The organism is Streptomyces sp. HUAS TT11 (genome assembly GCF_051553595.1).
GTDB lineage: Bacteria > Actinomycetota > Actinomycetes > Streptomycetales > Streptomycetaceae > Streptomyces.
The window spans coordinates 6,833,875-6,857,772 of the sequence record NZ_CP196184.1 but is presented as its reverse complement, the minus strand read 5'-3'; the positions used below and the strand labels follow the sequence as shown (position 1 = coordinate 6,857,772).

Genomic DNA, 23,898 nt, shown 5'->3' with positions numbered 1-23,898 from the left:
GCGTCGGTTGTGATCCTCGGCCCGCCCCGTACGGGCGGGCCGGCGCTGCTCAAGAGGGGCGGGTCAGCCGACCGCGCCTTCCATCTGCAGCTCGATCAGCCGGTTGAGCTCCAGCGCGTACTCCATGGGCAGCTCCTTGGCGATCGGCTCGACGAAGCCGCGCACGATCATCGCCATCGCCTCGAACTCGGAGAGACCACGGCTCATCAGGTAGAAGAGCTGGTCCTCGGAGACCTTGGACACGGTCGCCTCGTGGCCCATGGACACGTCGTCCTCGCGGACGTCCACGTAGGGGTACGTGTCGGAGCGCGAGATCGTGTCGACCAGCAGCGCGTCGCAGAGCACGTTGGACTTGGAGCCCGCGGCGCCCTCGCCGATCTCGACCAGGCCGCGGTACGAGGTGCGGCCGCCGCCGCGCGCCACCGACTTGGAGACGATGTTCGAGGAGGTGTTCGGCGCCATGTGGACCATCTTGGAACCGGCGTCCTGGTGCTGGCCCTCGCCCGCGAACGCGATGGAGAGCGTCTCGCCCTTGGCGTGCTCGCCCATCAGGTAGACGGCCGGGTACTTCATCGTCACCTTGGAGCCGATGTTGCCGTCGATCCACTCCATGGTCGCGCCCTCGTAGGCGACGGCGCGCTTGGTGACCAGGTTGTAGACGTTGTTCGACCAGTTCTGGATGGTCGTGTAGCGGCAGCGGGCGTTCTTCTTGACGATGATCTCCACGACCGCGGAGTGCAGCGAGTCCGACTTGTAGATCGGCGCCGTGCACCCCTCGACGTAGTGCACGTAGGCACCCTCGTCGACGATGATCAGGGTCCGCTCGAACTGGCCCATGTTCTCCGTGTTGATGCGGAAGTAGGCCTGGAGCGGGATCTCCACGTGCACGCCCGGCGGGACGTAGATGAAGGAGCCGCCCGACCACACGGCGGTGTTCAGCGAGGCGAACTTGTTGTCACCGGCGGGGATGACGGTCCCGAAGTACTCCTTGAAGAGCTCCGGGTGCTCCTTGAGGGCGGTGTCGGTGTCCAGGAAGATGACGCCCTGCTCCTCCAGGTCCTCGCGGATCTGGTGGTAGACGACCTCCGACTCGTACTGGGCCGCGACACCGGCCACGAGGCGCTGCTTCTCCGCCTCCGGGATGCCGAGCTTGTCGTACGTGTTCTTGATGTCCTCGGGCAGGTCCTCCCAGGACTCCGCCTGCTTCTCCGTGGAGCGCACGAAGTACTTGATGTTGTCGAAGTCGATGCCCGACAGGTCCGAGCCCCAGTTCGGCATGGGCTTCTTCTCGAAAAGGCGCAGGCCCTTCAGGCGCAGCTTGGTCATCCACTCCGGCTCCGACTTCTTGCCGGAGATGTCGCGGACGACGTCCTCGTTCAGACCACGCTTCGCCGCGGCACCGGCTTCGTCGGAGTCGGCCCAGCCGTATTCGTACGTGCCCAGGCCCTCGAGTTCGGGGTGAGCAGTCTCCGTGGGGAGAGTCATGCGGGGTTCCTCCCGGCCGTGCTGGCAGATGCGTTGTGGGTGGTCTCGGAAATCTGTGAGGCTTGCGGCGCCTTGGGGATGAACGTCGTGCAGACGCCGTCGCCGTGCGCGATCGTCGCCAGTCGCTGGACGTGCGTGCCGAGCAGCTGGGAGAAGACTTCCGTCTCGACCTCGCACAGCTGCGGGAACTGCTCCGCGACATGGGCGACCGGGCAGTGGTGCTGGCAGAGCTGTTCGCCGACCGGTGCGCTGCGCGCCGTAGCAGCGTACCCGTCCACGCTCAAGGCCTTGGCCAGGGCTTCGGTGCGCTGCTCGGGGTCGACGGCCTCGATCGCCTTGCGGTAGGCGGCGGCCTGTTCGGCGAGCCGGGCGCGGGCGAAGGCCACGACGGCCTCGTCCCCGCCGTACCGCTGCTGGATCCAGCGCAGGGCGTCCGCGGCGAGCTTGTCGTAGGACTGGTCGAAGGCGTCGCGACCGCAGTCGGTCAGCGCGAAGACCTTGGCGGGGCGACCGCGCGTGCGCGCTCCGTACACCTTCTGCTCGCGGGCGGCCACGACGTCGTCGGCGGCCAGCGCATCCAGATGACGCCGTACGGCCGCCTGGGTGAGCCTCAGCCTGCCGGCGAGCTCCGCGACGGTCGACGGGCCGTGGTCCAGGATGGATCGCGCGACCCGGTTGCGCGTGGAGCGCTCCCCGGTCGCGAGCTCCTCCTGAGGGGCCCCCGTGGGGGTCTCCCGAGCCTCGCCGACGTTTTTCACAACGCCATTGTTGCGTAATTCCTCGGAGACTGACAAGCGCCGTCCCCGCGGCCCGCGGTGCGGTGCATCACTTAGGTTTACCTAAGATGACCTGCGGAAACGATCTTTGATCGATCAAACCGGTGGCGCCCGCCCAGGCGGTCGGGAAGACTCCCGGACCATGCCCGTACCCCCTCCCACCGGCCCTCTTGTCACTCGGGACACCGTCGCCGCGCAGCTGCGCGCCCTCGGCGTGGAGCCCGGCGAGACGCTCCTCGTGCACTCCTCCCTCAGCGCGCTCGGCTGGGTGAGCGGAGGGGCGGTCTCGGTCGTCCTGGGAATCCTCGACGCGCTCGGTCCGGACGGCACCGTGGTGGTCCCCACCCAGACCGGCGACCTCTCGGACCCCGCGGTGTGGAGCAATCCCCCCGTACCCGAGGAGTGGTGGGGGACCATCCGGGCGACCCTGCCCGCCTACGATCCGCTCGTCACCCCGTCACGGGGTGTCGGCGTGATACCGGAGACGCTGCGCACATGGCCGGGCGCCCTGCGCAGCGCCCACCCGCAGACATCGTTCGCCGCGGTCGGAGCGCGGGCGGCGGAGGTCGTCCAGGGCCACGCGCCCGATTGCCGCCTCGGCGAGCGGAGCCCGCTCGCCCGGCTGGAGGCGATGGCCGCCCGGGTGCTCCTGCTCGGAGCGGGCTACGACACGTGCACAAGCTTCCACCTCGCCGAGTACCGGATCCCCGCACCGCGCGTCCGGGTGGGGCGGCCGGGACCGGCCGGCTGGGAAGTGGTGACGGAGGTCTCGATCACCTCGGAGCGGTTCGACGAACTGGGCCACGACTTCGAGCGGGACCGGCCGGTGGTGCGGGGCAGGGTGGGCGCGGCCCACGTACGGCTGTTCCCCGTGGCCGACGCCGTGGCGTACGCGGAGCGGTGGCTCGCTCTGCACCGGCCGGGGGCGGAGTAGTTTGCCGACCCCCTCGTCAAGCACCCCACGCGGCTACCTAGACTCTGGACCCATGCGAAGTGAGCCGGTCGTCCAGGCGCGGTCCCTGGTGAAGCGGTACGGCGCGAAGACAGCGGTGGACGGCCTCGATCTGGTGGCCGGGGCGGGTGTCACCGCCGTGCTCGGCCCGAACGGGGCGGGCAAGACGACCACGGTCGAGACCTGCGAGGGGTACCGGAGGCCGGACTCCGGCACGGTACGCGTCCTGGGCCTCGACCCGGTCCGTGAAGCCTCCGCGCTGCGCCCCCGTATAGGTGTGATGCTCCAGTCGGGCGGCGTCTACTCGGGCGCCCGCGCCGACGAGATGCTCCGCCATGTCGCCAGACTGCACGCGCACCCACTGGACGTGGACGCGCTCATCGAACGGCTCGGGCTCACCGGCTGCGGACGCACCAGCTACCGGCGTCTGTCGGGCGGGCAGAAGCAGCGGCTGGCACTCGCCATGGCCGTCGTCGGCCGCCCCGAGCTGGTCTTCCTGGACGAACCGACCGCGGGCCTCGACCCGCAGGCCCGCCGTGCCACCTGGGACCTCGTCCGCGATCTGCGCGCCGACGGCGTGTCCGTGATCCTCACGACGCACTACATGGACGAGGCCGAGCAGCTCGCCGACGACGTGGCGATCATCGACTCGGGCCGGGTCGTCGCACAGGGCTCCCCGGAGGCGCTGTGCCGGGGCGGTGCCGAGAACACGCTGCGCTTCACGGGCCGCCCGGGCCTGGACGTGGGATCCCTGCTGAAGGCCCTCCCGGCGGACTCCACCGCGGGCGAACTGACGCCGGGCGCCTACCGCATCGTCGGCAAGGTCAACCCGCAACTGCTCGCGACGGTCACCTCCTGGTGCGCCCAGCACGGGGTGATGCCGGACCGGATCTCCGTGGAACGGCACACCCTCGAAGACGTCTTCCTCGAGCTGACGGGCAAGGAGCTGCGTTCGTGACCACCGTCGGTACCTTCGCGCCGAAACCCGGCGCCGCCCCGCTCCCCCGCATGATCGCGGCACAGGCCGCACTCGAGATCAGGATGCTGCTGCGCAACGGTGAGCAGCTTCTGCTGACCGTCGTCATCCCGACGCTGCTGCTGCTCCTCTTCGGCTCCGTCGACATCGTGGACACCGGTGCGGGCAAGGCCGTCGACTTCCTCGCGCCGGGCATCCTGGCACTCGCCGTGATGTCGACCGCCTTCACCGGGCAGGCCATCGCGACCGGCTTCGAGCGCCGCTACGGGGTGCTGAAGCGGCTCGCCTCCTCGCCGCTGCCCCGCTGGGGGCTGATGACCGCCAAGACGGCCTCCGTCCTGGTCACCGAGGTCCTCCAGGTGATCCTGCTGACGGTGATCGCCTACGCCCTCGGCTGGTCCCCGCACGGCGATCCGCTGTCGGTGCTGCTTCTGCTCGTCCTGGGCACGGCGGCCTTCTCCGGGCTCGGTCTGCTCATGGCGGGCACCTTGAAGGCCGAGGCCACCCTGGCCGCCGCCAACCTGGTCTTCCTGCTGCTGCTGGTGGGCGGCGGCGTGATCGTGCCCCTCGACAAGTTCCCCGCGGGTGCCCAGGACGTCCTCGCCCTGCTGCCCATCACCGCCCTGTCCGACGGCCTGCGCGACGTCCTCCAGCACGGTGCGGGCATGCCGGTGGGGGACCTCGCCGTCCTGGCCGTGTGGGCGGTCGTGGGGCTGGCCGCGGCCGGACGGTTCTTCCGCTGGGAGTGAGCCCTCCGCGACGGACGGCACCGCGGACGTCCGCCACGGGCCGACCCCTCGTGAAACCGTGCACAAGCGGCCCCCTACGATGAGAGGCGTGCCAAACGTGACCCTCGCCGATGCCGTAGCGGCCGTGCGCAACCCGCTCGCCTTCATCGCCGCACGCTGGACCCCGGAGCCCCGGACGGTGCAGCGTGCGGCGCTCGCCGCGCTCGTCATGTCGGTCGTCATCGTCGTCACCGGCGGTGCCGTGCGTCTGACCGGCTCGGGGCTCGGCTGCCCGACCTGGCCGCAGTGCACGGACGACTCGCTGACCACGACCCGTGCCATGGGAGTGCACGGTGCGATCGAGTTCGGCAACCGCATGCTGACGTACGTGCTGTGCGCGGCGGTCGGCTGGGCGATCATCGCCGCGCGGTCGCAGAAGCCGCGCAGGCGCAGCCTCACCCGGCTCGGCTGGGCGCAGTTCTGGATCGTGATGAGCAACGCGGTCCTCGGCGGCATCGTCGTCCTCGTCGGCCTCAACCCGTACACCGTCGCCGCCCACTTCCTGCTCTCCACCGCGCTCATCACGGTGGCCACGCTGATGTGGCAGCGCACGCGGGAGAGCGACACGGAGCCGCGTCCGCTGGTCGGCCGGGCCGTGCAGCAGCTGGTGTGGTTCCTGGTCGTCGCCTCCGTGCTGCTGATCGCGGTGGGCACCGTGGTCACCGGTGCGGGCCCGCACGCGGGTGACTCCAGCGAGGTCGAGCGCATCGGGATCGACTGGCAGAGCGTCGCCAAGCTGCACGCCGTGCTGGCCTGGATCGTGGTGACGCTGACCTTCGCCCTGTGGTTCGTCCTCAAGGCGGTGGACGCGCCCGCGGGCCCGCGGCACCGCACCCGGGAACTGTTCCTGATCCTTCTGGGCCAGGGCGTCATCGGCTACGTCCAGTACTTCACGCACCTGCCCGAGCTCCTGGTCGGGCTCCACATGTTCGGCTCCTGCCTGGTGTGGATCGGGGTGCTGCGGGTGCTGCTGTCGCTGCGCGAACGTCCGGAGTCCAGGGCGGGGCTCCCGGGTCCGTCGGCGGAGTCGGCCCTCAGCGCCGCCTGACGCCGGCGCGGGGGCGGTGATCTCACCGCAGCCCGTACACCCGCAGCGCGTTTCCCGCGGCGATCATCACGCCCACCCGCTGCGCGTCCTCCAGCGACCAGGCGCCGTCGGCGACCCAGTCCCCCAGCAGCCTGGACAGTGCCTCGCGGAACAGCCGGGCGCCCACCACATGGAGCTCCGGCAGGCCCTGCGCACCGCTGGAGAAGAGGAGCTTACCGAAGGGCGCAAGCTCCAGGATCTCGGCGAGCACGTCGGCGGCGCGCGCCCCCGTGCGCACGAGGGCGGCGCCCAGGTCCGCGTACACGTGCGGGAACACCCCTGCCAGATGTGCGGCGTGCCGGTGGTACGGATAGCCGTGCAGCAGGACGAGGTCCGTGCCGAGCCCGGCCGTGGCCCGTACGAAGTCGGCCAGCAGGACCGGGTCGGTGCGGTCGATGCGCAGCCCCGGTTCGCCGAGGCCCGCATGGAGCTGGAGGGGGCGGCCGGAGGCCACCGCACTCCACAGCAGATGGCGCAGCAGCACCGGGTCCGACAGCGCGCCGCCCACCCGGCGGCCGGCCAGCCAGCGGCCCGCGGCGCCGCGCACCTCGCCCGGCCCGGGCGGTTCGGGCGCGAGGGCCAGACCGTGGCGCACGCCCGCCACCGAGGTGAACGCCACCGCGTGCGCGGCTGCCCCGTGGATCGACTCGGCGAGATTGGCGAGGAACGACTCCACCGTGCCCGAGGTGTCGGCGACCTGCTCGGCGAGCAGTTCCAGACGGACGATCTCGTGTGCCTCCGCGGCTCCGGCGGAGGCCATCTCGGCGGGCCCGGTGAGATCGCCGGGCAGGCCGGTGTCGACGAGATAGGTGGTGATGCCGCTGCCGCGCAGCAGCCGGCGCCCCGCCTCCAGGACGCCGAGTTCGCGGCGGCGGGCGAGGTAGCGGGCGGGCGGGCAGTGCGCCTCCAGACCGAGCAGCGGCGGACACCAGCGGCGCACGGCGAAACCCGTCTGGGTGTCGAAGAGGGTGGTGCCCGCCGCCGGTGGGCCCTCGGTTCGCGCCAAGTGGGCCTCGAAGGTGCCGAGACCCAGCTCGGTGCGGAGCACGCCGTGGCAGTACTGATCCACCAGGGACGGCGTTTCGATCATCCGGACTCCCCGCGACTGGACCGTGCCTGCACAGGGCCTAACGGGTGAACCGGCGTGAGGTGATGCTCTCAGGCGGTGCGCTTGCCGCCGACCTGGATTCCCGCCATGCGCGTCCACTCGTACGGGCCGGTCTTCACTTTTCCTGCGAACTCGCCGTCGAACGCCTCGTGAACGGTGATGCCCGCCTGCTGCACGGCCTTCTCGGCGATGTCGTACGTCGGTGCGACCAGGTCGCCCCACACGCCGTCCTCGCCGACGAGCACGATCCGGGCACCGCGCTGCCCGATGTAGGCCACCTGTCCCTCGGCACCGCCGTGGGCCCCGGCGAAGGCGTCGATCTCCTTGGCCAGCCGGGCGGCCTTGCGCTCGGCCTTGCGCTCGGCCTTGGCACCTGCGCCCTCGTCAACCTGCTGCGTGTCTGCCATGGCCAAGATGCTACCGACGAGTAGATCGAACGGCGACGGGAGGGGTGCGTGGCCTTGACCACGCACCCCTCCCGTCGCCCGTACGCGGGACCTATCGAAGGAAGGGGTCCACCGCCACCGCCACGAAGAGCAGCGAGACATAGGTGATGCTCCAGTGGAACAGCCGCATCTCCTTGAGCTTGACGCCGGACTTCTCGGCCTTCGCCCGGTGCTGCAGCGCGTGCGCCTCCCACAGCCACCAGCCGCCGGCCGCCAGGGCCACGATCGTGTAGAACCAGCCGGTGTAGCCGAGCGGGGTCAGCAGCAGCGAGACCACGACCATCACCCAGCTGTAGATCACGATCTGCCGGGCGACCACCTTGTTGGAGGCGATGACGGGCAGCATCGGCACGCCCACGCGCGCGTAGTCCTCCTTGACCTTCATGGACAGCGGCCAGTAGTGCGGCGGCGTCCAGAAGAACATGACGAGGAAGAGGACGACCGGCGCCCACGAGAGGGAGTTCGTGACGGACGACCAGCCGATGAGGACGGGGAGGCAGCCGGCGATCCCGCCCCACACGATGTTCTGCGAGGTACGCCGTTTGAGGATCATCGTGTAGACGACGACGTAGAAAAGGAGCGCTCCGAGCGACAGCCAGGCGGACAGCCAGTTGACGGTGAATCCGAACAGCAGTGTGGAGACCACCGCGAGCGTGATACCGAAGGCCAGGCACTCGCGGGGGCTGACGATGCCGGTGACCAGCGGACGCTGCGAGGTGCGGTCCATGAGCGCGTCGATGTCACGGTCGATGTACATGTTCAGGGCGTTGGCGCCGCCCGCGGAGAGGTAGCCGCCGACACAGGTGAGCAGCACCAGTCCGAGACTCGGCACCCCCTGCTGGGCGAGGAACATCACCGGAACGGTGGTGATCAGCAGCAGCTCGATGATCCGCGGCTTGGTCAGCGCCACGAACGCCTTGACCCGGGCCCCAAACGGCCGCTGGCCCCGGCTGCTGCTCGTACCGAGCTCCCCCACAGCCGTGACGGCATGGGGGGTGCCCCCACCCGCCGGACGGGAATCGACGGCCGTCACGTACACCCCTGACAGAGACATCCCAGCAAACCCACCGGCTGTGAACTCCCGGTAAAGGCTCGCGCGTACCCACGCAACTTTAGACGTTGCCCACAGCCCGCTCTTCGCGGGGGTCGGTCGTGTTGGAGCCGTCGCGGAAAGGGCGGGGCGCGCCCCGCCCGCATCGGTGCGGGAGCGGAACCACGCTCGGTTGAGCGTTCGCACGACCGGGGCCGTATTCAGTTCCCGACCGGGAATCGGCCCGGTCGGGAGGCGGATCGCGGCGACTCCCGGCAGTCTGGAATGACTCGAAAAGACGCATGTACCTACGGGGGTAGGCTCAGCAGCGGCCGGTGGGCGCCCAAGTGCACCGGCATTCGACATGTGGAGAGGAGCCCTGACCCAGGGTGAGCACCAAGCCGACCACAAAAGACCTCGAGTGGACCGAGTTGGACCAGCGGGCCGTGGATACCGCCCGGGTTCTGGCGGCCGATGCCGTACAGAAGGTCGGTAACGGCCATCCGGGCACGGCGATGAGCCTGGCTCCGGCCGCGTACACCCTCTTCCAGAAGGTGATGCGGCACGACCCGGCCGATCCGACGTGGGTGGGCCGTGACCGCTTCGTCCTGTCGGCCGGCCACACGTCCCTGACCCTCTACACGCAGCTCTACCTGGCCGGTTTTGGCCTGGAGCTGGCCGATCTGGAGGCGTTCCGCACCTGGGGGTCCAAGACTCCCGGTCACCCCGAGTACGGGCACACACGCGGCGTGGAGACGACGACCGGCCCGCTGGGCCAGGGTGTCGCCAACGCGGTGGGCATGGCGATGGCCTCGCGCTACGAGCGCGGTCTGTTCGATCCGGAGGCCGCGCAGGGCACCTCGCCCTTCGACCACTTCATCTACTGCATCGCCGGTGACGGCTGCCTCCAGGAAGGCATCTCGGCCGAGGCGTCCTCGATGGCCGGTCACCAGAAGCTCGGGAACCTGATCCTGCTGTGGGACGACAACCACATCTCGATCGAGGGCGACACCGAGACGGCGGTGTCCGAGGACACCGTCAAGCGGTACGAGGCCTACGGCTGGCATGTGCAGCGGGTGGCGCCGAAGCCGGACGGGGACCTGGACCCGCACGCCATCTACGACGCGATCCAGGAGGCCAAGAAGGTCACCGACCGGCCGTCGTTCATCGCGATGCGCTCGATCATCGCCTGGCCCGCCCCGCACGCGCAGAACACCGAGGCCGCGCACGGCTCGGCCCTGGGCGAGGACGAGGTCGCGGCCACCAAGCGCATCCTCGGCTTCGACCCGGACAAGAGCTTCGAGGTCGCCGACGAGGTCCTGGCCCACACCCGCAAGGCCCTGGACCGGGGTCATGAGGCGAGGGCCGAGTGGGAGAAGTCCTTCCAGGAGTGGCGGGGCAACAGCGCCGAGCGCGTCGCCGAGTTCGACCGCATCAGCAAGGGTGAGCTGCCCACCGGCTGGGAGGAGAAGCTCCCGGTCTTCGAGGCGGGCAAGGGCGTCGCGACGCGTGCCGCCTCCGGCAAGGTGCTGCAGGCCCTGGGTGCGGTCGTCCCCGAGCTGTGGGGCGGCTCCGCCGACCTGGCCGGCTCGAACAACACCACCATCGACAAGAACAGCTCCTTCCTGCCGGCGGACAATCCGCTCCCGGGCGCCGACCCGTACGGCCGCACGATCCACTTCGGCATCCGCGAGCACTCCATGGCCGCGGAGATGAACGGCATCACGCTGCACGGCAACACCCGCGTCTACGGCGGCACCTTCCTGGTGTTCTCCGACTACATGCGCAACGCGGTCCGGCTGTCGGCGCTGATGCACCTGCCGGTCACCTATGTGTGGACCCATGACTCCATCGGTCTGGGCGAGGACGGCCCCACCCACCAGCCGGTCGAGCACCTGGCCTCGCTGCGCGCCATCCCGGGCCTGAACGTGGTCCGCCCGGCCGACGCCAACGAGACCGCCATCGCCTGGCGCGAGATCCTGGGTCGCTGGACCAAGGAGTTCGGCAAGGGCGCCCCGCACGGTCTTGCGCTGACCCGCCAGGGAGTGCCGACGTACGAGCCCAACGAGGACACCGTCCGCGGTGGTTACGTCATGTTCGAGGCGGAGGGCGGAGAGCCGCAGGTGATCCTGATGGCCACCGGCTCCGAGGTGCACATCGCCGTCGAGGCCCGCGAGCAGCTCCAGGCCGAGGGCGTCCCGACGCGCGTCGTGTCGATGCCGTGCGTGGAGTGGTTCGAGGAGCAGGACCAGGGGTACCGGGACAGCGTCCTGCCGCCTTCGGTGAGGGCGCGGGTCTCGGTCGAGGCCGGGATCGGCCTCACCTGGCACCGGTTCGTCGGAGACGCGGGCCGCATCGTTTCCCTGGAGCACTTCGGTGCTTCGGCCGACGGCAAGGTCCTTTTCCGCGAGTTCGGCTTCACTGCCGAGAACGTCGCATCCGCCGCCCGGGAATCGATCGCCGCAGCCCAGCGCTGACGCTGATATACGACACGTAGGAGATGCATTTTCCATGACAGACGCACTGAAGCGCCTCTCCGAAGAAGGCGTCGCGATCTGGCTGGACGACCTGTCGCGCAAGCGGATCACGTCCGGCAACCTCGCCGAACTGATCGACCAGCAGCACGTCGTGGGCGTCACCACCAACCCGACGATCTTCCAGAAGGCCATCTCGTCGGGCGACGGCTACGAGCAGCAGCTCGCCGACCTCGCCGCCCGCAAGGTCACCGTCGAAGAGGCGGTCCGCATGATCACCACGGCGGACGTCCGGGACGCCGCCGACATCCTGCGTCCGGTGTACGACGCCACGCAGGGCCAGGACGGCCGGGTGTCGATCGAGGTCGACCCCCGTCTCGCCCACAACACCCGGGCCACCGTCGCCGAGGCCAAGCAGCTCGCCTGGCTGGTCGACCGTCCGAACACCCTCATCAAGATCCCTGCCACCAAGGCGGGTCTGCCGGCGATCGCCGAGACCATCGGCCACGGCATCAGCGTCAACGTCACGCTGATCTTCTCGCTGGAGCGCTACCGCGAGGTCATGGACGCGTACCTCACCGGCCTGGAGAAGGCCAGGGAGCGCGGCCTGGACCTGTCCCTGATCCACTCGGTGGCGTCCTTCTTCGTGTCCCGTGTGGACACCGAGATCGACAAGCGGATCGACGCCCTGGGGACGCCGGACGCCAAGGCGCTTCGCGGCAAGGCGGCCATCGCCAACGCACGGCTCGCCTACCAGGCGTACGAGGAGGTGTTCGGCAGCGACCGCTGGCTCGCCCTGGAGAAGGCGGGGGCCAACAAGCAGCGCCCGCTGTGGGCCTCCACCGGTGTCAAGGACCCCGCCTACAAGGACACCATGTACGTGGTGGACCTGGTGGCGCCCAACACGGTGAACACCATGCCCGAGGCCACCCTGGTGGCCACCGAGGACCACGGCGAGATCCGCGGCAACGCCGTCGCCGGCACCTACGAGCAGGCTCGCGCCGAGCTCGACGCGATCGAGGGACTGGGGATCTCGTACGACGACGTGGTCCAGGTGCTGGAGGACGAGGGCGTCGACAAGTTCGAGGCCTCCTGGAACGACCTGCTCAAGTCGACCGAGGCGGAGCTCCAGCGCCTCGCCCCCTCGGAGGGCTGACATCTTGACATCCGTACACGGAGCGAATCCGCTTCGTGACGCCGCGGACCGACGGCTCCCGCGAATCGCGGGGCCGTCGGGCCTGGTCATCTTCGGCGTCACGGGCGATTTGTCACGTAAAAAGCTAATGCCTGCCGTTTACGACCTTGCCAACCGCGGCCTGCTGCCGCCGGGCTTCTCGCTCGTCGGCTTCGCCCGGCGGGAGTGGCAGAACGAGGACTTCGCCGCGGAGGTCCACGACGCGGTCAAGGAGCACGCCCGTACGCCGTTCCGCGAGGAGGTCTGGCAGCAGCTCATCCAGGGGATGCGCTTCGTCCAGGGCACCTTCGACGACGACGACGCGTTCGAGCGCCTGCGCTCCACCATCGAGGAGCTGGACAAGGCGCAGGGCACGGGCGGCAACTTCGCCTTCTACCTGTCGGTGCCGCCGAAGTCCTTCCCCGTGGTCATCCAGCAGCTGAAGAAGCACGGCCTGGCCGATCAGACCGGCGGCTCCTGGCGGCGCGCGGTCATCGAGAAGCCGTTCGGACACGACCTGAAGTCGGCCGAGGACCTCAACAAGGTCGTCCACGAGGTCTTCGCTCCGGACCAGGTCTTCCGCATCGACCACTATCTGGGCAAGGAGACCGTCCAGAACATCCTGGCGCTGCGCTTCGCCAACACCATGTTCGAGCCGATCTGGAACCGGTCCTTCGTGGACCATGTGCAGATCACCATGGCCGAGGACATCGGCATCGGCGGCCGGGCCGGCTACTACGACGGCATCGGCGCCGCCCGCGACGTCGTCCAGAACCACCTGCTCCAGCTGCTGGCCCTCACGGCGATGGAGGAGCCCGCGTCCTTCGACGCGGACGCGCTCGCCGCCGAGAAGACCAAGGTGCTCGGTGCCGTGCGGCTGCCCTCGGAACTCGGTCGGGACACCGTGTTCGCGCAGTACGCGGGCGGCTGGCAGGGCGGCGAGAAGGCCGTCGGCTACCTCCAGGAGGACGGCATCGACCCCGCGTCGCGGACGGACACCTATGCCGCGGTGAAGCTGGGCATCGACAACCGCCGCTGGGCGGGCGTCCCCTTCTACCTGCGGACCGGCAAGCGCCTGGGCCGGCGGGTCACCGAGATCGCGGTCGTCTTCCAGCGCGCCCCGCACTCCCCCTTCGACACCACCGCGACCGAGGAACTGGGCCAGAACGCGGTCGTCATCCGCGTCCAGCCCGACGAGGGCGTCACCGTCCGCTTCGGATCGAAGGTGCCGGGCACCTCGATGGAGATCCGGGACGTGTCCATGGACTTCGCCTACGGGGAGTCCTTCACGGAGTCCAGCCCCGAGGCGTACGAGCGCCTGATCCTGGACGTCCTGCTCGGCGACTCGAACCTCTTCCCGCGCACCGAGGAGGTCGAGCTGTCCTGGAAGATCCTCGACCCGATCGAGGAGTACTGGGATGCGCACGGCAAGCTCGCGCAGTACCCCGCCGGTACCTGGGGGCCGCGCGAGGCCGACGAGATGCTCGCACGAGACGGACGGAGCTGGCGCCGGCCATGAAGATCGACCTCACGGACACCACGGCCAGCAAGATCAACAAGGCGCTGGTGCAGGGCCGCCGCGCCATCGGCACGCCCGCCGTGGGCATGGTGCTCACCCTCGTCATCGTCACCGACGAGGAGAACGCCTACGACGCCCTCAAGGCGGCCAACGAGGCCTCGCGCGAGCACCCCTCGCGCACCCTCGTGGTGGTCAAGCGCGTCTCGCGCTCCCCGCGCGACCGCACCACGTCGCGCCTGGACGCCGAGGTCCGGGTCGGGGCCGACGCCGGCACCGGCGAGACGGTGATACTGCGGCTGTACGGCGAGGTCGTGAACCACGCCCAGTCCGTCGTACTGCCGCTGCTGCTGCCCGACGCGCCGGTCGTCGCCTGGTGGCCGGTGAACGCACCGCTCGACCCGGCCAACGATCCGCTGGGTGCTCTCGCCCAGCGCCGCGTCACCGACTCCTACACCGCCGAGGCGCCGGTGCGGGAGCTGAACGCCCGCGCCGACGCCTACACGCCCGGTGACACCGACCTGTCGTGGACCCGCATCACGCCGTGGCGCTCCATGCTGGCCGCCGCCCTCGACCAGGTCGTCTGCGAGGTCCAGGGCGTCGAGGTGGAGGGCGAGGAGTTCAACCCCAGCTGCGAGTTGCTGGCCATGTGGCTCGCGGACCGGCTGAGCGTTCCCGTCAAGCGCTCCCTCTCCTCCGGGCCCGGCCTCACCGCGGTCCGGATGCGCACGAGCTGCGGTCCGATCGTCCTGGACCGGGCGGACGGCTCGCTGGCCACGCTGTCCATCCACGGGCAGCCCGACCGCGCGGTGGCGCTCAAGCGCCGCGAGACGTCCGAGCTGATCGCGGAGGAGCTGCGCAGGCTCGACCCGGACGACACCTACGCGTCTGCACTGCGCTTCGGCGTGGACCGGCTGGGCAACGGGGCGGAGCGCACGGACACGGCCGCCGGGGAGAACACGGCCGAGCCGTCCGGCACCGAGGAGCCGGTGGCCGGAGCGGACGCGGCGTCGGACGCCGTACAGGCCCCGGAGCCGGGGGCGGCCGAGAAGGACCGGTCGAGGAAGGCGGCGGCGAAGTGAGCACTCCGCAGCTCGTCGTGCACCGCGACAAGGAACTGATGGCCCAGGCCGCGGCGGCCAGGCTGATCACCAAGGTCGTGGACGCCCAGGCCTCCCGCGGCTCCGCCTCGGTCGTGCTCACCGGCGGGCGCAACGGCAACGGCCTGCTGGCCGCACTCGCCGCCGCGCCCGCCCGGGACGCCGTCGACTGGAGCCGGATCGACCTGTGGTGGGGCGACGAGCGGTATCTGCCCGAGGGCGACCCGGAGCGCAACTACACCCAGGCGTGCGAGGCGCTGCTCGACGCCGTACCCCTGGACCCCAAGCGCGTGCACCCCATGCCCGCGTCGGACGGACCGCACGGTGCCGGGGTGGAGGCCGCGGCGGAGGCCTACGCCGCGGAGCTGGCCCGGTCCGCGGGCCCCGAGAACCACGGCGCGGTGCCCACCTTCGACGTCCTGATGCTGGGAGTCGGGCCCGACACGCACGTGGCGTCGCTCTTCCCGGAGCTGCCCGCGGTGCGGGAGACGGAGCGGACGGTGGTCGGCGTCCACGGCGCGCCGAAGCCGCCGCCCACCCGGGTCACACTGACCCTCCCGGCGATCCGGTCGGCCCGTGAGGTGTGGCTGCTGGCGGCGGGCGAGGACAAGGCGCAGGCGGTGGCGATCGCGCTGTCCGGCGCCGGGGAGATCCAGGCGCCCGCGGCCGGCGCGTACGGCAGGTCACGCACGCTGTGGCTGCTGGACGCGGCGGCGGCGGCACAGCTCCCGCGTTCGCTGTATCCGCCGGCGTCGGCCTGAGGAACGGCTTCACAGGCGAAGGCCGGACGGGTCTCCTCCCGTCCGGCCTTCGCGCACTACGAGCGGGGCTATTTCACCGACCCCGCCATGACCCCCTGCACGAAGTGCCGCTGGAACGCGAAGAACACCACCACCGGCACGATCAGCGACAGGAAGGCGCCGGGCGCCAGGACATCGATGTTGCTGCCGAACTGGCGTATCTGCGACTGCAGTTCCACGGTGAGCGGCTGCGCCGAGCTGTCGGCGAACAGCAGCGCCACCAGCATGTCGTTCCACACCCACAGGAACTGGAAGATGGCCAGGCTGGCGAGGGCGGGCCGGCCCACCGGCAGGACCAACCGGACGAAGATGCGCCACTCGCTGCCGCCGTCCATCCGCGCCGCCTCCAGCATCTCCTTCGGCATCTCGGCGAAGTAGTTCCGCAGCAGGAACACCGCGAAGGGCAGCCCGTACGCCACGTGGAACAGCACGACACCGGGAATCGTGCCGAACAGCCCCAGCTGCCCGAAGAGCTTGGCCACCGGCAGCAGACCGATCTGCACCGGCACCACCAGCAACGCCACCACCAGCAGGAAGAGCGGCTCCCGCGCGGGGAAGTCCAGCCAGGCGAAGGCGTATCCGGCGAGCGCCGCGATACCGACGACCAGCACGGTCGTCGGCACCGAGATCAGCACCGTGTTCCAGAAGGACTGGATGATCCCGGCGTTCTTCAGCAGGGCCGAGTAGTTGTCGAAGGACAGCTGCCCGGGGGCCGTGAGCGCCGTCCACCAGCCGCCCTTCGCCGTGTCCTCGGCCGATCGCAGCGAAGACAGGAACAGTCCCGCCAGCGGCGTGAGCCAGATCAGCCCGATCACCACGAGGAAGGCCTGCACCAGCCCGTTGCCGAGGCCCCGCCTGACCGCGTTCATCGCTGACTCCTTCGGAAACGGCGGACGTTGAAGACCATCGCGGGGATCACCAGCAGCAGGAGCAGCACCCCGAGTGCGCTGCCCAGCCCTTGGTTGTTGCCTCCGCCGAAGGACACCAGCCACATCTGCGTCGCGAGCACGGTCGCGTCCTCCTGGACCGGTCCTGGCGCGATGATGTAGACGAGGTCGAAGACCTTCATCACGTTGATCACCAGGGTGACGAAGACGACGGTCAGCACCGGGGCGAGCAGCGGGACCGTGATCCGCCGGAAGATCTGCCACTCGTTCGCCCCGTCCATCCGGGCCGCCTCCAGCGCGTCCCGTGGCAGCGTCGAGAGGCCCGCGCCGATCAGCACCATGGCGAAGCCGGTCCAGATCCACAGATACGCCCCGATGATCGCCGGCGTGACCAGCGTCCTGCCGAGCCAGGAAACGCCCTGGTACGGCGGTGCGAAGTTGGACGCGGGCAGTTCCACCGTGTAGGCGCCGGACGCCAGTCCCGGGAAGCGGAAGGAGCCGTCGGACGCGGTCGTCGTGCTCGCCACGGTCCGCCCGTCGCGCACCGCCTCCACCTTCATCTCCGGCAGCCCGCTCTCCCGCCGGTCGACCTCGCCCTGCCGCCCTCCCCCGCCGGGCGTGAAGTCCAGGTAGACGACCCCGCGCAGCTCGTCCGGCGCGGCGCTCCGGCCGGCCGCCGCGTACGCGGGCCCGGCACTCGCGGGCAGGTCCTTGGGCAGTACCCCGACCAGCCCGAGCGTCACCGAGTCGCCCGGCGACACACCCGTGCTCGTGCGGTACGAGCCGTCCGCGCCGTGGATCAGCCCCTGGCCCTCACGGGCCCGGGCCGTCGGGTAGGACGACGTCCCCGCGAAGGCGTCGTGGACCGAGACCACGGCGGCGTTCAGCACTCCCTTGTCCGGGTCCTCGTCGTAGGCGAGCCGGAAGATGATTCCGGCGGCGAGGAAGGACACCGCCATGGGCATGAACAGCAGGAGCTTGAACGCCGTCGCCCAGCGCACCTTCTCCACCAGCACGGCCAGGATCAGGCCGAGCCCGGTCAGCAGTGCCGGGGCGACGACCACCCAGATGGTGGTGTTCCGGATGGCCTTCAGCGTCGCCGGATCGCGGAACATCTCGGTGTAGTTGTCGCCGCCCACGAACCGGGTCCCGGAGGCGTCGAAGAAGCTGCGCCCGACCGAGAAGAGCACGGGGTAGACGACCAGGGCGCCGAGCAGCAGCAGCGCCGGGAGGACGAAGAGCACGGCGATGATCCGGCCGCGCCGTCGCGTACGCCGTGCGCGGCCGGCGGACGCGACGGGCGGGGAACCCGCCTCCTGCGCGAGCGTGGTGGCGGTCATGTCCACTCAGCCCTGGTACGCCTTGGCCGCCGCGGCCTCCAGCCGCTCCGCGGTCGCCTTCGGGTCGGACGGGTCGCCGAGGAAGTCCTGGAGCAGCTTCCACTCGCCGGCGCCCTTGGTGCCGCCGAAGGCCGCCGGCGCCTGGTCGGACATGTCGAAGCGGACCGAGTCGCCCGCAGCGACGAGCGACTTCGCCGTGGCCCGGGTGACGTCGTCTCCGTAGGAGGCGAGATCGAGCTTCTTGTTCGGGGACAGGAAGCCGCCCGCCTCGGCCCACACGGCCGCGGCCTCGGGGGTGGCCAGGTATTCGAGGAGCTTCATGCCGGCCTTGGCGTTCTTGCCGTCCTTGAGGACGACCGCCGCGTCACCGCCGCTGACCACGGGCGCGCTGCCGCCGTCGACCGCGGGGAAGGCGAAGAAGTCCGCGTCCTGGCCGATGGTCTTCCCGAACTGGTCGTGGGCGACGCCTGCGACGAAGTCCCCCTCGTAGACCATGCCCGCCTTCGGCTCGGGTCCGAAGACCTTCTCGACGGAGCCCGGGAAGTCGGTGTTGAGGGCCTCCTTCTGGCCGCCCGCTATCAGCTGCTTGTCCTTGAAGAGCTTGCCGAGTGTGGTGAGCGCCTCGACCACGCTCGCGTCGGTCCACTTCAGCTTGTGGGCGGCCAGGGCGTCGTACTTCTCCGGCCCGGCCTGGGAGAGGTAGATGTTCTCGAACCAGTCCGTCAGCGTCCAGCCGTCCTGTCCGGCGACCGCGAAGGCGGCGAGACCCGAGTCGGACACCGTGTGCCCGGCCTTGAGCATCTCGTCGTAGGTCTTCGGCGGCTCGACGCCGGCCTGGGCGAGGGCGTCGGGGCTGTACCAGACCGTCGACTTGTGAGCGGCCTTGAAGTACAGGCCGTACAGGGTGCCGTCGACGCTGCCGTAGTTCTTCCACACGCTCGCGAAGTCGGCGCCGATCGTCTGCTGGGCGGTCGTGGACAGCGGCTGGAGCCAGCCCTTCTGTGCGAACTGCTGGAGCACACCGACCTGCGGGACCATCACGACGTCGGGCGCGTTGCCGCCCTCGATCTTGCTGCCGACGACGGTGGACACGTTGTCGCCGGTGGACACGAACTGGGTCTTGGCGCCGGTCTTCGCGGAGAACGCGTCCAGGACCTTCTGGAAGTTCTTCTGCTCGCTGCCGGTCCAGACGCCGGCCACGGTGACCGTCCGGCCGGCGAGGGCCTTGTCGCCGCCGCCTGCCGGGGTGACGGGGCCGCCGCCGCAGGCCGTGGCGCCGAGCGCCAGGGCGAGTGCCGTGCAGCCGGTGAGCAGGGTGGTACGTCGCATCATCGTTGATGTCCCTTCGTGAAATGGGGATCGGACGTGCAGGAGCTGGGTCGCCGGGTCGTGTGCTCAGAGGTCGGTGCCGTCGGTGATCCACCAGGCGGCCGTGGCACCGGCGAGCACCCCGGGAGCGCAGGCGCCGCTGGCGAGCAGCGGGGTGCCCGGGACGGGGGCGGGTGTGGGCGCGCTACCGAAGTTGACGGCGCAGACGAGGCCGTCACCGCGCACGAAGCCGAGGACGTCGGGCGGGGTGTCCAGCCAGCGCAGGGTGCCTTCGCCCAACTGGGGCAGTGCGGAGCGCAGTTGCAGGCCGTCGCGGTAGAGGTGCCAGAAGGAGCGGGTGTCGGCGAGGGCGCGGTCGGTGGCGTGCTCGGCGAACCACTCCGGCTGCGGCAGCCACGGCTGGGCCCCTTCGGTGCCGGAGGTGAACCCGAACGGGGACGCCTGCCCCGACCACGGCAACGGGACCCGGCAGCCGTCGCGGATCCGGGCCCGGCTGCCGGTGCGCCGGAAGATCGGGTCGGTGAGCACGTCGTCGGGCAGGTCGACCACCTCGGGCAGGCCCAGCTCCTCGCCCTGGTAGATGTAGGCGGCGCCGGGCAGCGCCAGCATCAGCAGGGCTGCGGCGCGGGCGCGGGCGGCGCCCAGGCCGCTGCCCTCGGTGGCCGGTTCGCCGTAGCGGGTGACGCTGCGGACCTGGTCGTGGTTGTTGAGGACCCAGGTGACCGTCGAGCCCGTGCCGGCTATGTCCTGCACGGCCTCGGAGATGACCTTGCGAAAGGCGTCGGCGTCCCAGGGGGCGCTCAGCAGATCGAAGAAGAAGGCCTGGTGCAGCTCGTCCGGGCGGACGTAGCGCGCGTGCTCGCGGGCGGTCGGCACGGACACCTCGCCCACCAGCAGGCGTTCGTGGCCGTCCCGCGCCGTGTACTCCTCGCACACCGCACGCCAGTGCCGCCACACGTCGTGCACCTCGGGCTGGTTCCAGGCAAGCGGGTTGACGGAGTCGCGGGTGCGGGCGTCGGCCTCGGGGTCCGGGGAGTCGGGCAGCCCGGGGTGCTTGAAGAGGCCCGCGGCGACGTCGATACGGAAGCCGTCGACGCCCCGGTCGAGCCAGAAGCGCAGGACCCGCTCGAACTCGGCGGCGACCGCGCCGTTGCGCCAGTTCCAGTCGGGCTGCTCGGGGGTGAACATGTGCAGGTACCACTGGCCGGGCCGGCCGTCCGCCTCCACGACGCGGGTCCAGGCCGGGCCGCCGAACATGGAATGCCAGTTGTTGGGGGGTTCGCCGCCCTCGGGGCCGCCGCCGTCGGCGAAGTGGAACCGGGCGCGGGCCGCGCTGCCGGGAGCCGAGGCGAGCGCCTCGCGGAACCACGGGTGCTCGCCGGAGCAGTGGTTGGGGACGATGTCCAGCAGCACCTTCACGCCCAGCCGCCGGGCCGCCGTCATCAGCAGGTCGAACTCGGCGAGGTCGCCGAAGAGCGGGTCGACGTCGCAGTAGTCGGCCACGTCGTACCCGTGGTCGTGCTGCGGCGAAGGGTAGAAGGGGCTCAGCCAGATCCCGTCGACGCCGAGCTTCTTCAGATACGGCAGCCCGGCCCTCACCCCGGCCAGATCGCCGATGCCGTCGCCTGTGCTGTCCAGGAAGCTCCGGACGTACACCTGGTAGATCACCGCGTCGCGCCACCAACGATGGGTGTCTGTGTGCTTGGGACTCACCCCGTTGACCCGTCTGTGCGTGCTGAGCCGGCCCGAAGCAAGGCCGACGGTTATGCATGCATGTTAAGTAGGGGTGTCCTCAGGGTGTCAACGAATGAGCGTAAGCTACTGAGAAGTTGGTCCGTCAAATGCGGATATATAGGTGCCACTCCACGCCAGATGAGATGTCCGCGTTACCTAACAAGTAACTACTGACAGCTCGGGCTAGCGAGTGGAGACGGCGGCCAGCTCCCGCGCCAGCCGCCGAACCGCGCTCTCGGGGGTCTCCTGCCCGGTGAGCGCGTCGTGCACGACCGCCTGCACCACCAGGCTCACCTGGTCGTAGCGCGGGCTCTTGGGACGCGGCGCGGCGGCGAGCACACTCGCCCGCAGGGTCGGCAGGTACGGGAACCGCCGTACCAGCTCGGGGTCGTCGTAGAGCGCGGCGCGCACGGGCGGCAGGGCACCGCGCGTCAGGACCATGCGCTGCACAGGACCGCTGGTCAGATACGCGATCAGCCGTGCGGCCGACTCGGGGTGCCGCGCATGTGTGTTGACCGCCAGGTTCGAGCCGCCCAGGACGCTGGCCCCCGGCCCGTCGGGGCCCGGAAGCGGTACGGCGCCTATCCGCCCGGCCACCTTGGACCCCCTGGCGGAGGCGACCACGTACGCATAGGGCCAGTTGCGCAGGAAGAGCAGACGGCCGTCCTGGAAGGCCTGTTTGGACTCCTCTTCCTTGTACGTCAGCGCCTTCGCGGGGATCCAGCCCTCGCGCACGCCACGGGCGAGGAACCCGATGCCCTCCCGCGCCGCGGCCGAATCGACGGTGACGCGCTCACCCTCGTCGCCGAGGATCGTGCCGCCCGCCGAGTAGACGGCCTCCGCCGCGTTGACGGTCAGGCCCTCGTAGGGCAGGAACTGGCCCGCGTAGCCGTCGAGCCCGTACTTCGGGGCGATCGTCTTCGCGTCCCGTTCCAGTTCGGCCCAGGTGCGCGGGGGCGCCACGCCTTCCTTGGCGAGGATGTCCTTGCGGTACAGGAGCAGACCGGCGTTGGTGACGTACGGGACCGCGTACAGCCGTCCGTCGTACGTCGCCGTGTCGACGACCGGCGGCAGGAAGCTCTTCAGCGGGAACCGGTCGCGCGGCAGCGGGCGGATCCAGCCGGCCGCTGCGAACTCGGAGGTCCAGGCGACGTCGATGTTGAGGACGTCGAACCGGCTGCGGTCGCCGCCGCGCAGATCGGTGGTCATCTGCGCGTGGGTCTCGTCGGCGGAGTCCGGGAGCTCGACAAGGGTGACCTTCTCGCCCGGATGCGTACGGTTCCAGCCCTCGAGCAGCGGTCCGAGATAGCCGGTGAGATCTCCGGCGGTGGCCAGGGTGAGCGGGCCGCGACCGCCCACGGCCCCGTCGTCGGCGCGGGCGCCGGAGGCGACATAGCCGGTGAGGACGACGGCGAGGACGAGAAGGCCCCTACCGGCGGCGCGCATCCACCGCATAGGTTCCTCCCTGTACACCGGCACCGGGCGTCGTCGCGCGGGTCAGAGGCCATGTATACCTGTTAGGTATGGGCGATACTAGGGCCTGGAGCACAAAACAAGGACGCGAGGAGGACTGCACGAGTGCGCCTGCCCCTCCTTGCTCTCCTCGCACGCGGCCCCGCCCACGGCTACGAGCTCAAGCAGGACCTTGAGCAACTGCTGGGCTCCGCGTACCCTCAGCCGAACGTCGGCCAGATCTACGTCACCCTCGGACGCCTGGAGAAGTCGGGGCTGATCGAGGGCGAGGAGGTCGAGCAGTCCAGTCGGCCGAACAAGAAGATCTACCACCTCACCGACGCCGGGCGTGAGGCGCTGGGCGCCTGGTTCGAGGAGCCCGAGGACGAACCACGGGTGCGGGACGAGTTCTTCATGAAGCTGGCGCTCGCTCCGCAGACCGGTCTCGCCGATCAGATCGCCCTGATCAACAAGCAGCGGCGCCAGTACCTCAACACCATGCGCAATCTGTCGAAACTGGCCGCCGCGGAGGACCGGGACAACCGCATCGCCCACCTGCTGATCGAGGGCGCCATGCTGCACCTGCAGGCCGACCTCGACTGGCTGGAGCGGTGCCAGGAGGAACTGGAGGAGCTGGAGTGAGCAAGGGCCCCACTCCTCTGCTGCGCGCCGAGGGACTCGTCAAGACCCACCACGGCGAGGGAGCACCCGCCCGTGCCGTGCGCGGGGTCGACCTGAGCGTGGTCCGCGGCGAGTTCGTGGCCGTCACCGGCCCGTCCGGCGCCGGGAAGTCGACGCTGCTGCATCTGCTGGGCGGGCTGCAACGACCGGACAGCGGCAGCCTCTGGCTGGACGGCGAGCGCACCGACGCCTACACCGAGGCCCGCTGGGCGGTGGAGCGCAGGAAGCGCATCGGAATCGTCTTCCAGTTCTTCAATCTGGTGTCCAACCTGTCCGTCGCCGACAACGTCGAACTGCCCGCGCTGCTCGCCGGCGTCCCGCCCAGGCAGGCCCGGGCCGAGCGCGAGGAGCTGCTGTCCGAACTGGGGCTCGCCGGCAAGGAACGCGGCATGCCGGGAGAGCTGTCCGGCGGCGAACAGCAGCGGGTCGCACTGGCCAGGGCCCTGGTCAACCATCCGCCGCTGCTGCTCGCCGACGAACCCGCGGGCAGTCTCGACAGCAAGGGCACCCGCGAGGTGATGCGACTGCTCTCCCGGTTCCACCAGCGCGGCCAGACCATCGTGCTGGTCACCCATGACGCCCGGCTGGCGAGCGCCGCGGACCGGGTGATCAGCTTCTTCGACGGCCGCATCGTCGACGACGCCGAGCTCGACGGCACACCCCCGCGCAGGACCGGGATATCCGGTGTGCTGGAGCTGAAGGACTGATCCGCGGTGCACGACGATCCGAGAGCGGACCCTTCCGGCCCGCACGAGCCGAGGGG

At 70.3% G+C, this 23,898-nt stretch carries 21 protein-coding genes; 11 read left to right on the top strand and 10 right to left on the bottom strand.

What is annotated here, in order from left to right; genetic code table 11:
* Positions 1 to 63: 63 nt before the first annotated feature.
* The gene (gene sufB / locus ACSHXN_RS30595; protein WP_355130829.1) at positions 64 to 1,485 is read right to left on the bottom strand and encodes a Fe-S cluster assembly protein SufB; all 1,422 of its coding nucleotides are present in this window, start codon (positions 1,483 to 1,485) and stop codon (positions 64 to 66) included.
* Positions 1,482 to 2,243 (bottom strand): helix-turn-helix transcriptional regulator, encoded by a 762-nt coding sequence (locus ACSHXN_RS30590; RefSeq protein ID WP_355798420.1) that lies wholly within the window; start codon positions 2,241 to 2,243, stop codon positions 1,482 to 1,484. The genes sufB and ACSHXN_RS30590 overlap by 4 nt, the downstream gene beginning before the upstream one ends.
* A 160-nt stretch (positions 2,244 to 2,403) precedes the next feature.
* On the opposite strand from ACSHXN_RS30590, the gene ACSHXN_RS30585 reads away from it, so the two are divergent.
* From ACSHXN_RS30585 to ACSHXN_RS30570, 4 genes are all read left to right on the top strand, one after another.
* Positions 2,404 to 3,195, top strand: coding sequence for an aminoglycoside N(3)-acetyltransferase (locus tag ACSHXN_RS30585; RefSeq protein ID WP_438304404.1), 792 nt, complete (start codon positions 2,404 to 2,406; stop codon positions 3,193 to 3,195).
* Between the two features lie 52 nt (positions 3,196 to 3,247).
* The gene (locus ACSHXN_RS30580; protein WP_355130835.1) at positions 3,248 to 4,171 is read left to right on the top strand and encodes an ABC transporter ATP-binding protein; all 924 of its coding nucleotides are present in this window, start codon (positions 3,248 to 3,250) and stop codon (positions 4,169 to 4,171) included.
* A gap of 50 nt (positions 4,172 to 4,221) precedes the next feature.
* Positions 4,222 to 4,938: an ABC transporter permease gene (locus ACSHXN_RS30575; RefSeq protein WP_355798581.1), complete on the top strand. Its 717-nt coding sequence runs from the start codon at positions 4,222 to 4,224 to the stop codon at positions 4,936 to 4,938.
* Positions 4,939 to 5,017: 79 nt separating this feature from the next.
* Complete coding sequence (locus ACSHXN_RS30570) at positions 5,018 to 6,025, top strand: COX15/CtaA family protein (RefSeq protein ID WP_356110901.1); 1,008 nt, start codon at positions 5,018 to 5,020, stop codon at positions 6,023 to 6,025.
* A 22-nt stretch (positions 6,026 to 6,047) separates the two neighbouring features.
* Here ACSHXN_RS30570 and ACSHXN_RS30565 read toward each other — a convergent pair whose 3' ends face one another.
* From ACSHXN_RS30565 to ACSHXN_RS30555, 3 genes are all read right to left on the bottom strand, one after another.
* Positions 6,048 to 7,154, bottom strand: a complete 1,107-nt coding sequence (locus ACSHXN_RS30565) for an amidohydrolase family protein (RefSeq protein WP_438304402.1) — start codon at positions 7,152 to 7,154, stop codon at positions 6,048 to 6,050.
* A 68-nt stretch (positions 7,155 to 7,222) separates the two neighbouring features.
* Positions 7,223 to 7,579: a hypothetical protein gene (locus ACSHXN_RS30560; RefSeq protein WP_438304400.1), complete on the bottom strand. Its 357-nt coding sequence runs from the start codon at positions 7,577 to 7,579 to the stop codon at positions 7,223 to 7,225.
* Positions 7,580 to 7,670: 91 nt separating this feature from the next.
* On the bottom strand, positions 7,671 to 8,657 hold the full coding sequence (locus ACSHXN_RS30555; RefSeq protein ID WP_383355291.1) for a heme o synthase: 987 nt from the start codon (positions 8,655 to 8,657) through the stop codon (positions 7,671 to 7,673).
* Positions 8,658 to 9,037: 380 nt separating this feature from the next.
* Here ACSHXN_RS30555 and tkt point away from each other — a divergent pair, with 380 nt between their 5' ends.
* From tkt to pgl, 5 genes are read left to right on the top strand one after another with little or no spacing between them, the layout of a single operon-like run.
* Positions 9,038 to 11,125, top strand: a complete 2,088-nt coding sequence (gene tkt / locus ACSHXN_RS30550) for a transketolase (RefSeq protein WP_355130845.1) — start codon at positions 9,038 to 9,040, stop codon at positions 11,123 to 11,125.
* Between the two features lie 34 nt (positions 11,126 to 11,159).
* The gene (tal, locus tag ACSHXN_RS30545; RefSeq protein WP_355130847.1) at positions 11,160 to 12,278 is read left to right on the top strand and encodes a transaldolase; all 1,119 of its coding nucleotides are present in this window, start codon (positions 11,160 to 11,162) and stop codon (positions 12,276 to 12,278) included.
* A 4-nt stretch (positions 12,279 to 12,282) separates the two neighbouring features.
* Positions 12,283 to 13,815, top strand: a complete 1,533-nt coding sequence (zwf, locus tag ACSHXN_RS30540) for a glucose-6-phosphate dehydrogenase (RefSeq protein WP_355130849.1) — start codon at positions 12,283 to 12,285, stop codon at positions 13,813 to 13,815.
* Positions 13,812 to 14,894: a glucose-6-phosphate dehydrogenase assembly protein OpcA gene (gene opcA / locus ACSHXN_RS30535; protein ID WP_355130851.1), complete on the top strand. Its 1,083-nt coding sequence runs from the start codon at positions 13,812 to 13,814 to the stop codon at positions 14,892 to 14,894. Before zwf ends, opcA begins: the two co-directional genes overlap by 4 nt.
* Positions 14,891 to 15,673 carry a 6-phosphogluconolactonase gene (gene pgl, locus ACSHXN_RS30530; protein WP_331267649.1) on the top strand — a complete coding sequence of 261 codons (783 nt, stop codon included), beginning with the start codon at positions 14,891 to 14,893 and terminating at the stop codon, positions 15,671 to 15,673. Before opcA ends, pgl begins: the two co-directional genes overlap by 4 nt.
* 68 nt (positions 15,674 to 15,741) lie before the next feature.
* Here pgl and ACSHXN_RS30525 read toward each other — a convergent pair whose 3' ends face one another.
* The 5 genes from ACSHXN_RS30525 to ACSHXN_RS30505 form a co-directional block, all read right to left on the bottom strand.
* Positions 15,742 to 16,581 (bottom strand): carbohydrate ABC transporter permease, encoded by an 840-nt coding sequence (locus tag ACSHXN_RS30525; protein ID WP_355130853.1) that lies wholly within the window; start codon positions 16,579 to 16,581, stop codon positions 15,742 to 15,744.
* Positions 16,578 to 17,939, bottom strand: coding sequence for an ABC transporter permease subunit (locus ACSHXN_RS30520; RefSeq protein ID WP_438304396.1), 1,362 nt, complete (start codon positions 17,937 to 17,939; stop codon positions 16,578 to 16,580). Before ACSHXN_RS30520 ends, ACSHXN_RS30525 begins: the two co-directional genes overlap by 4 nt.
* 6 nt (positions 17,940 to 17,945) lie before the next feature.
* A complete protein-coding gene (locus ACSHXN_RS30515) occupies positions 17,946 to 19,271 on the bottom strand; it encodes an ABC transporter substrate-binding protein (protein WP_356110891.1) in 1,326 nt (441 codons plus the stop codon).
* 63 nt (positions 19,272 to 19,334) lie between these two features.
* Positions 19,335 to 20,981 carry a glycoside hydrolase family 13 protein gene (locus ACSHXN_RS30510; RefSeq protein WP_438304393.1) on the bottom strand — a complete coding sequence of 549 codons (1,647 nt, stop codon included), beginning with the start codon at positions 20,979 to 20,981 and terminating at the stop codon, positions 19,335 to 19,337.
* Positions 20,982 to 21,185: 204 nt separating this feature from the next.
* The gene (locus tag ACSHXN_RS30505; RefSeq protein ID WP_355798399.1) at positions 21,186 to 22,457 is read right to left on the bottom strand and encodes an ABC transporter substrate-binding protein; all 1,272 of its coding nucleotides are present in this window, start codon (positions 22,455 to 22,457) and stop codon (positions 21,186 to 21,188) included.
* 123 nt (positions 22,458 to 22,580) lie between these two features.
* On the opposite strand from ACSHXN_RS30505, the gene ACSHXN_RS30500 reads away from it, so the two are divergent.
* Both ACSHXN_RS30500 and ACSHXN_RS30495 read left to right on the top strand, forming a co-directional pair.
* Positions 22,581 to 23,096 (top strand): PadR family transcriptional regulator, encoded by a 516-nt coding sequence (locus tag ACSHXN_RS30500; protein ID WP_355798397.1) that lies wholly within the window; start codon positions 22,581 to 22,583, stop codon positions 23,094 to 23,096.
* Positions 23,093 to 23,842, top strand: coding sequence for an ABC transporter ATP-binding protein (locus tag ACSHXN_RS30495; RefSeq protein ID WP_356110883.1), 750 nt, complete (start codon positions 23,093 to 23,095; stop codon positions 23,840 to 23,842). The genes ACSHXN_RS30500 and ACSHXN_RS30495 overlap by 4 nt, the downstream gene beginning before the upstream one ends.
* Positions 23,843 to 23,898: the final 56 nt, after the last annotated feature.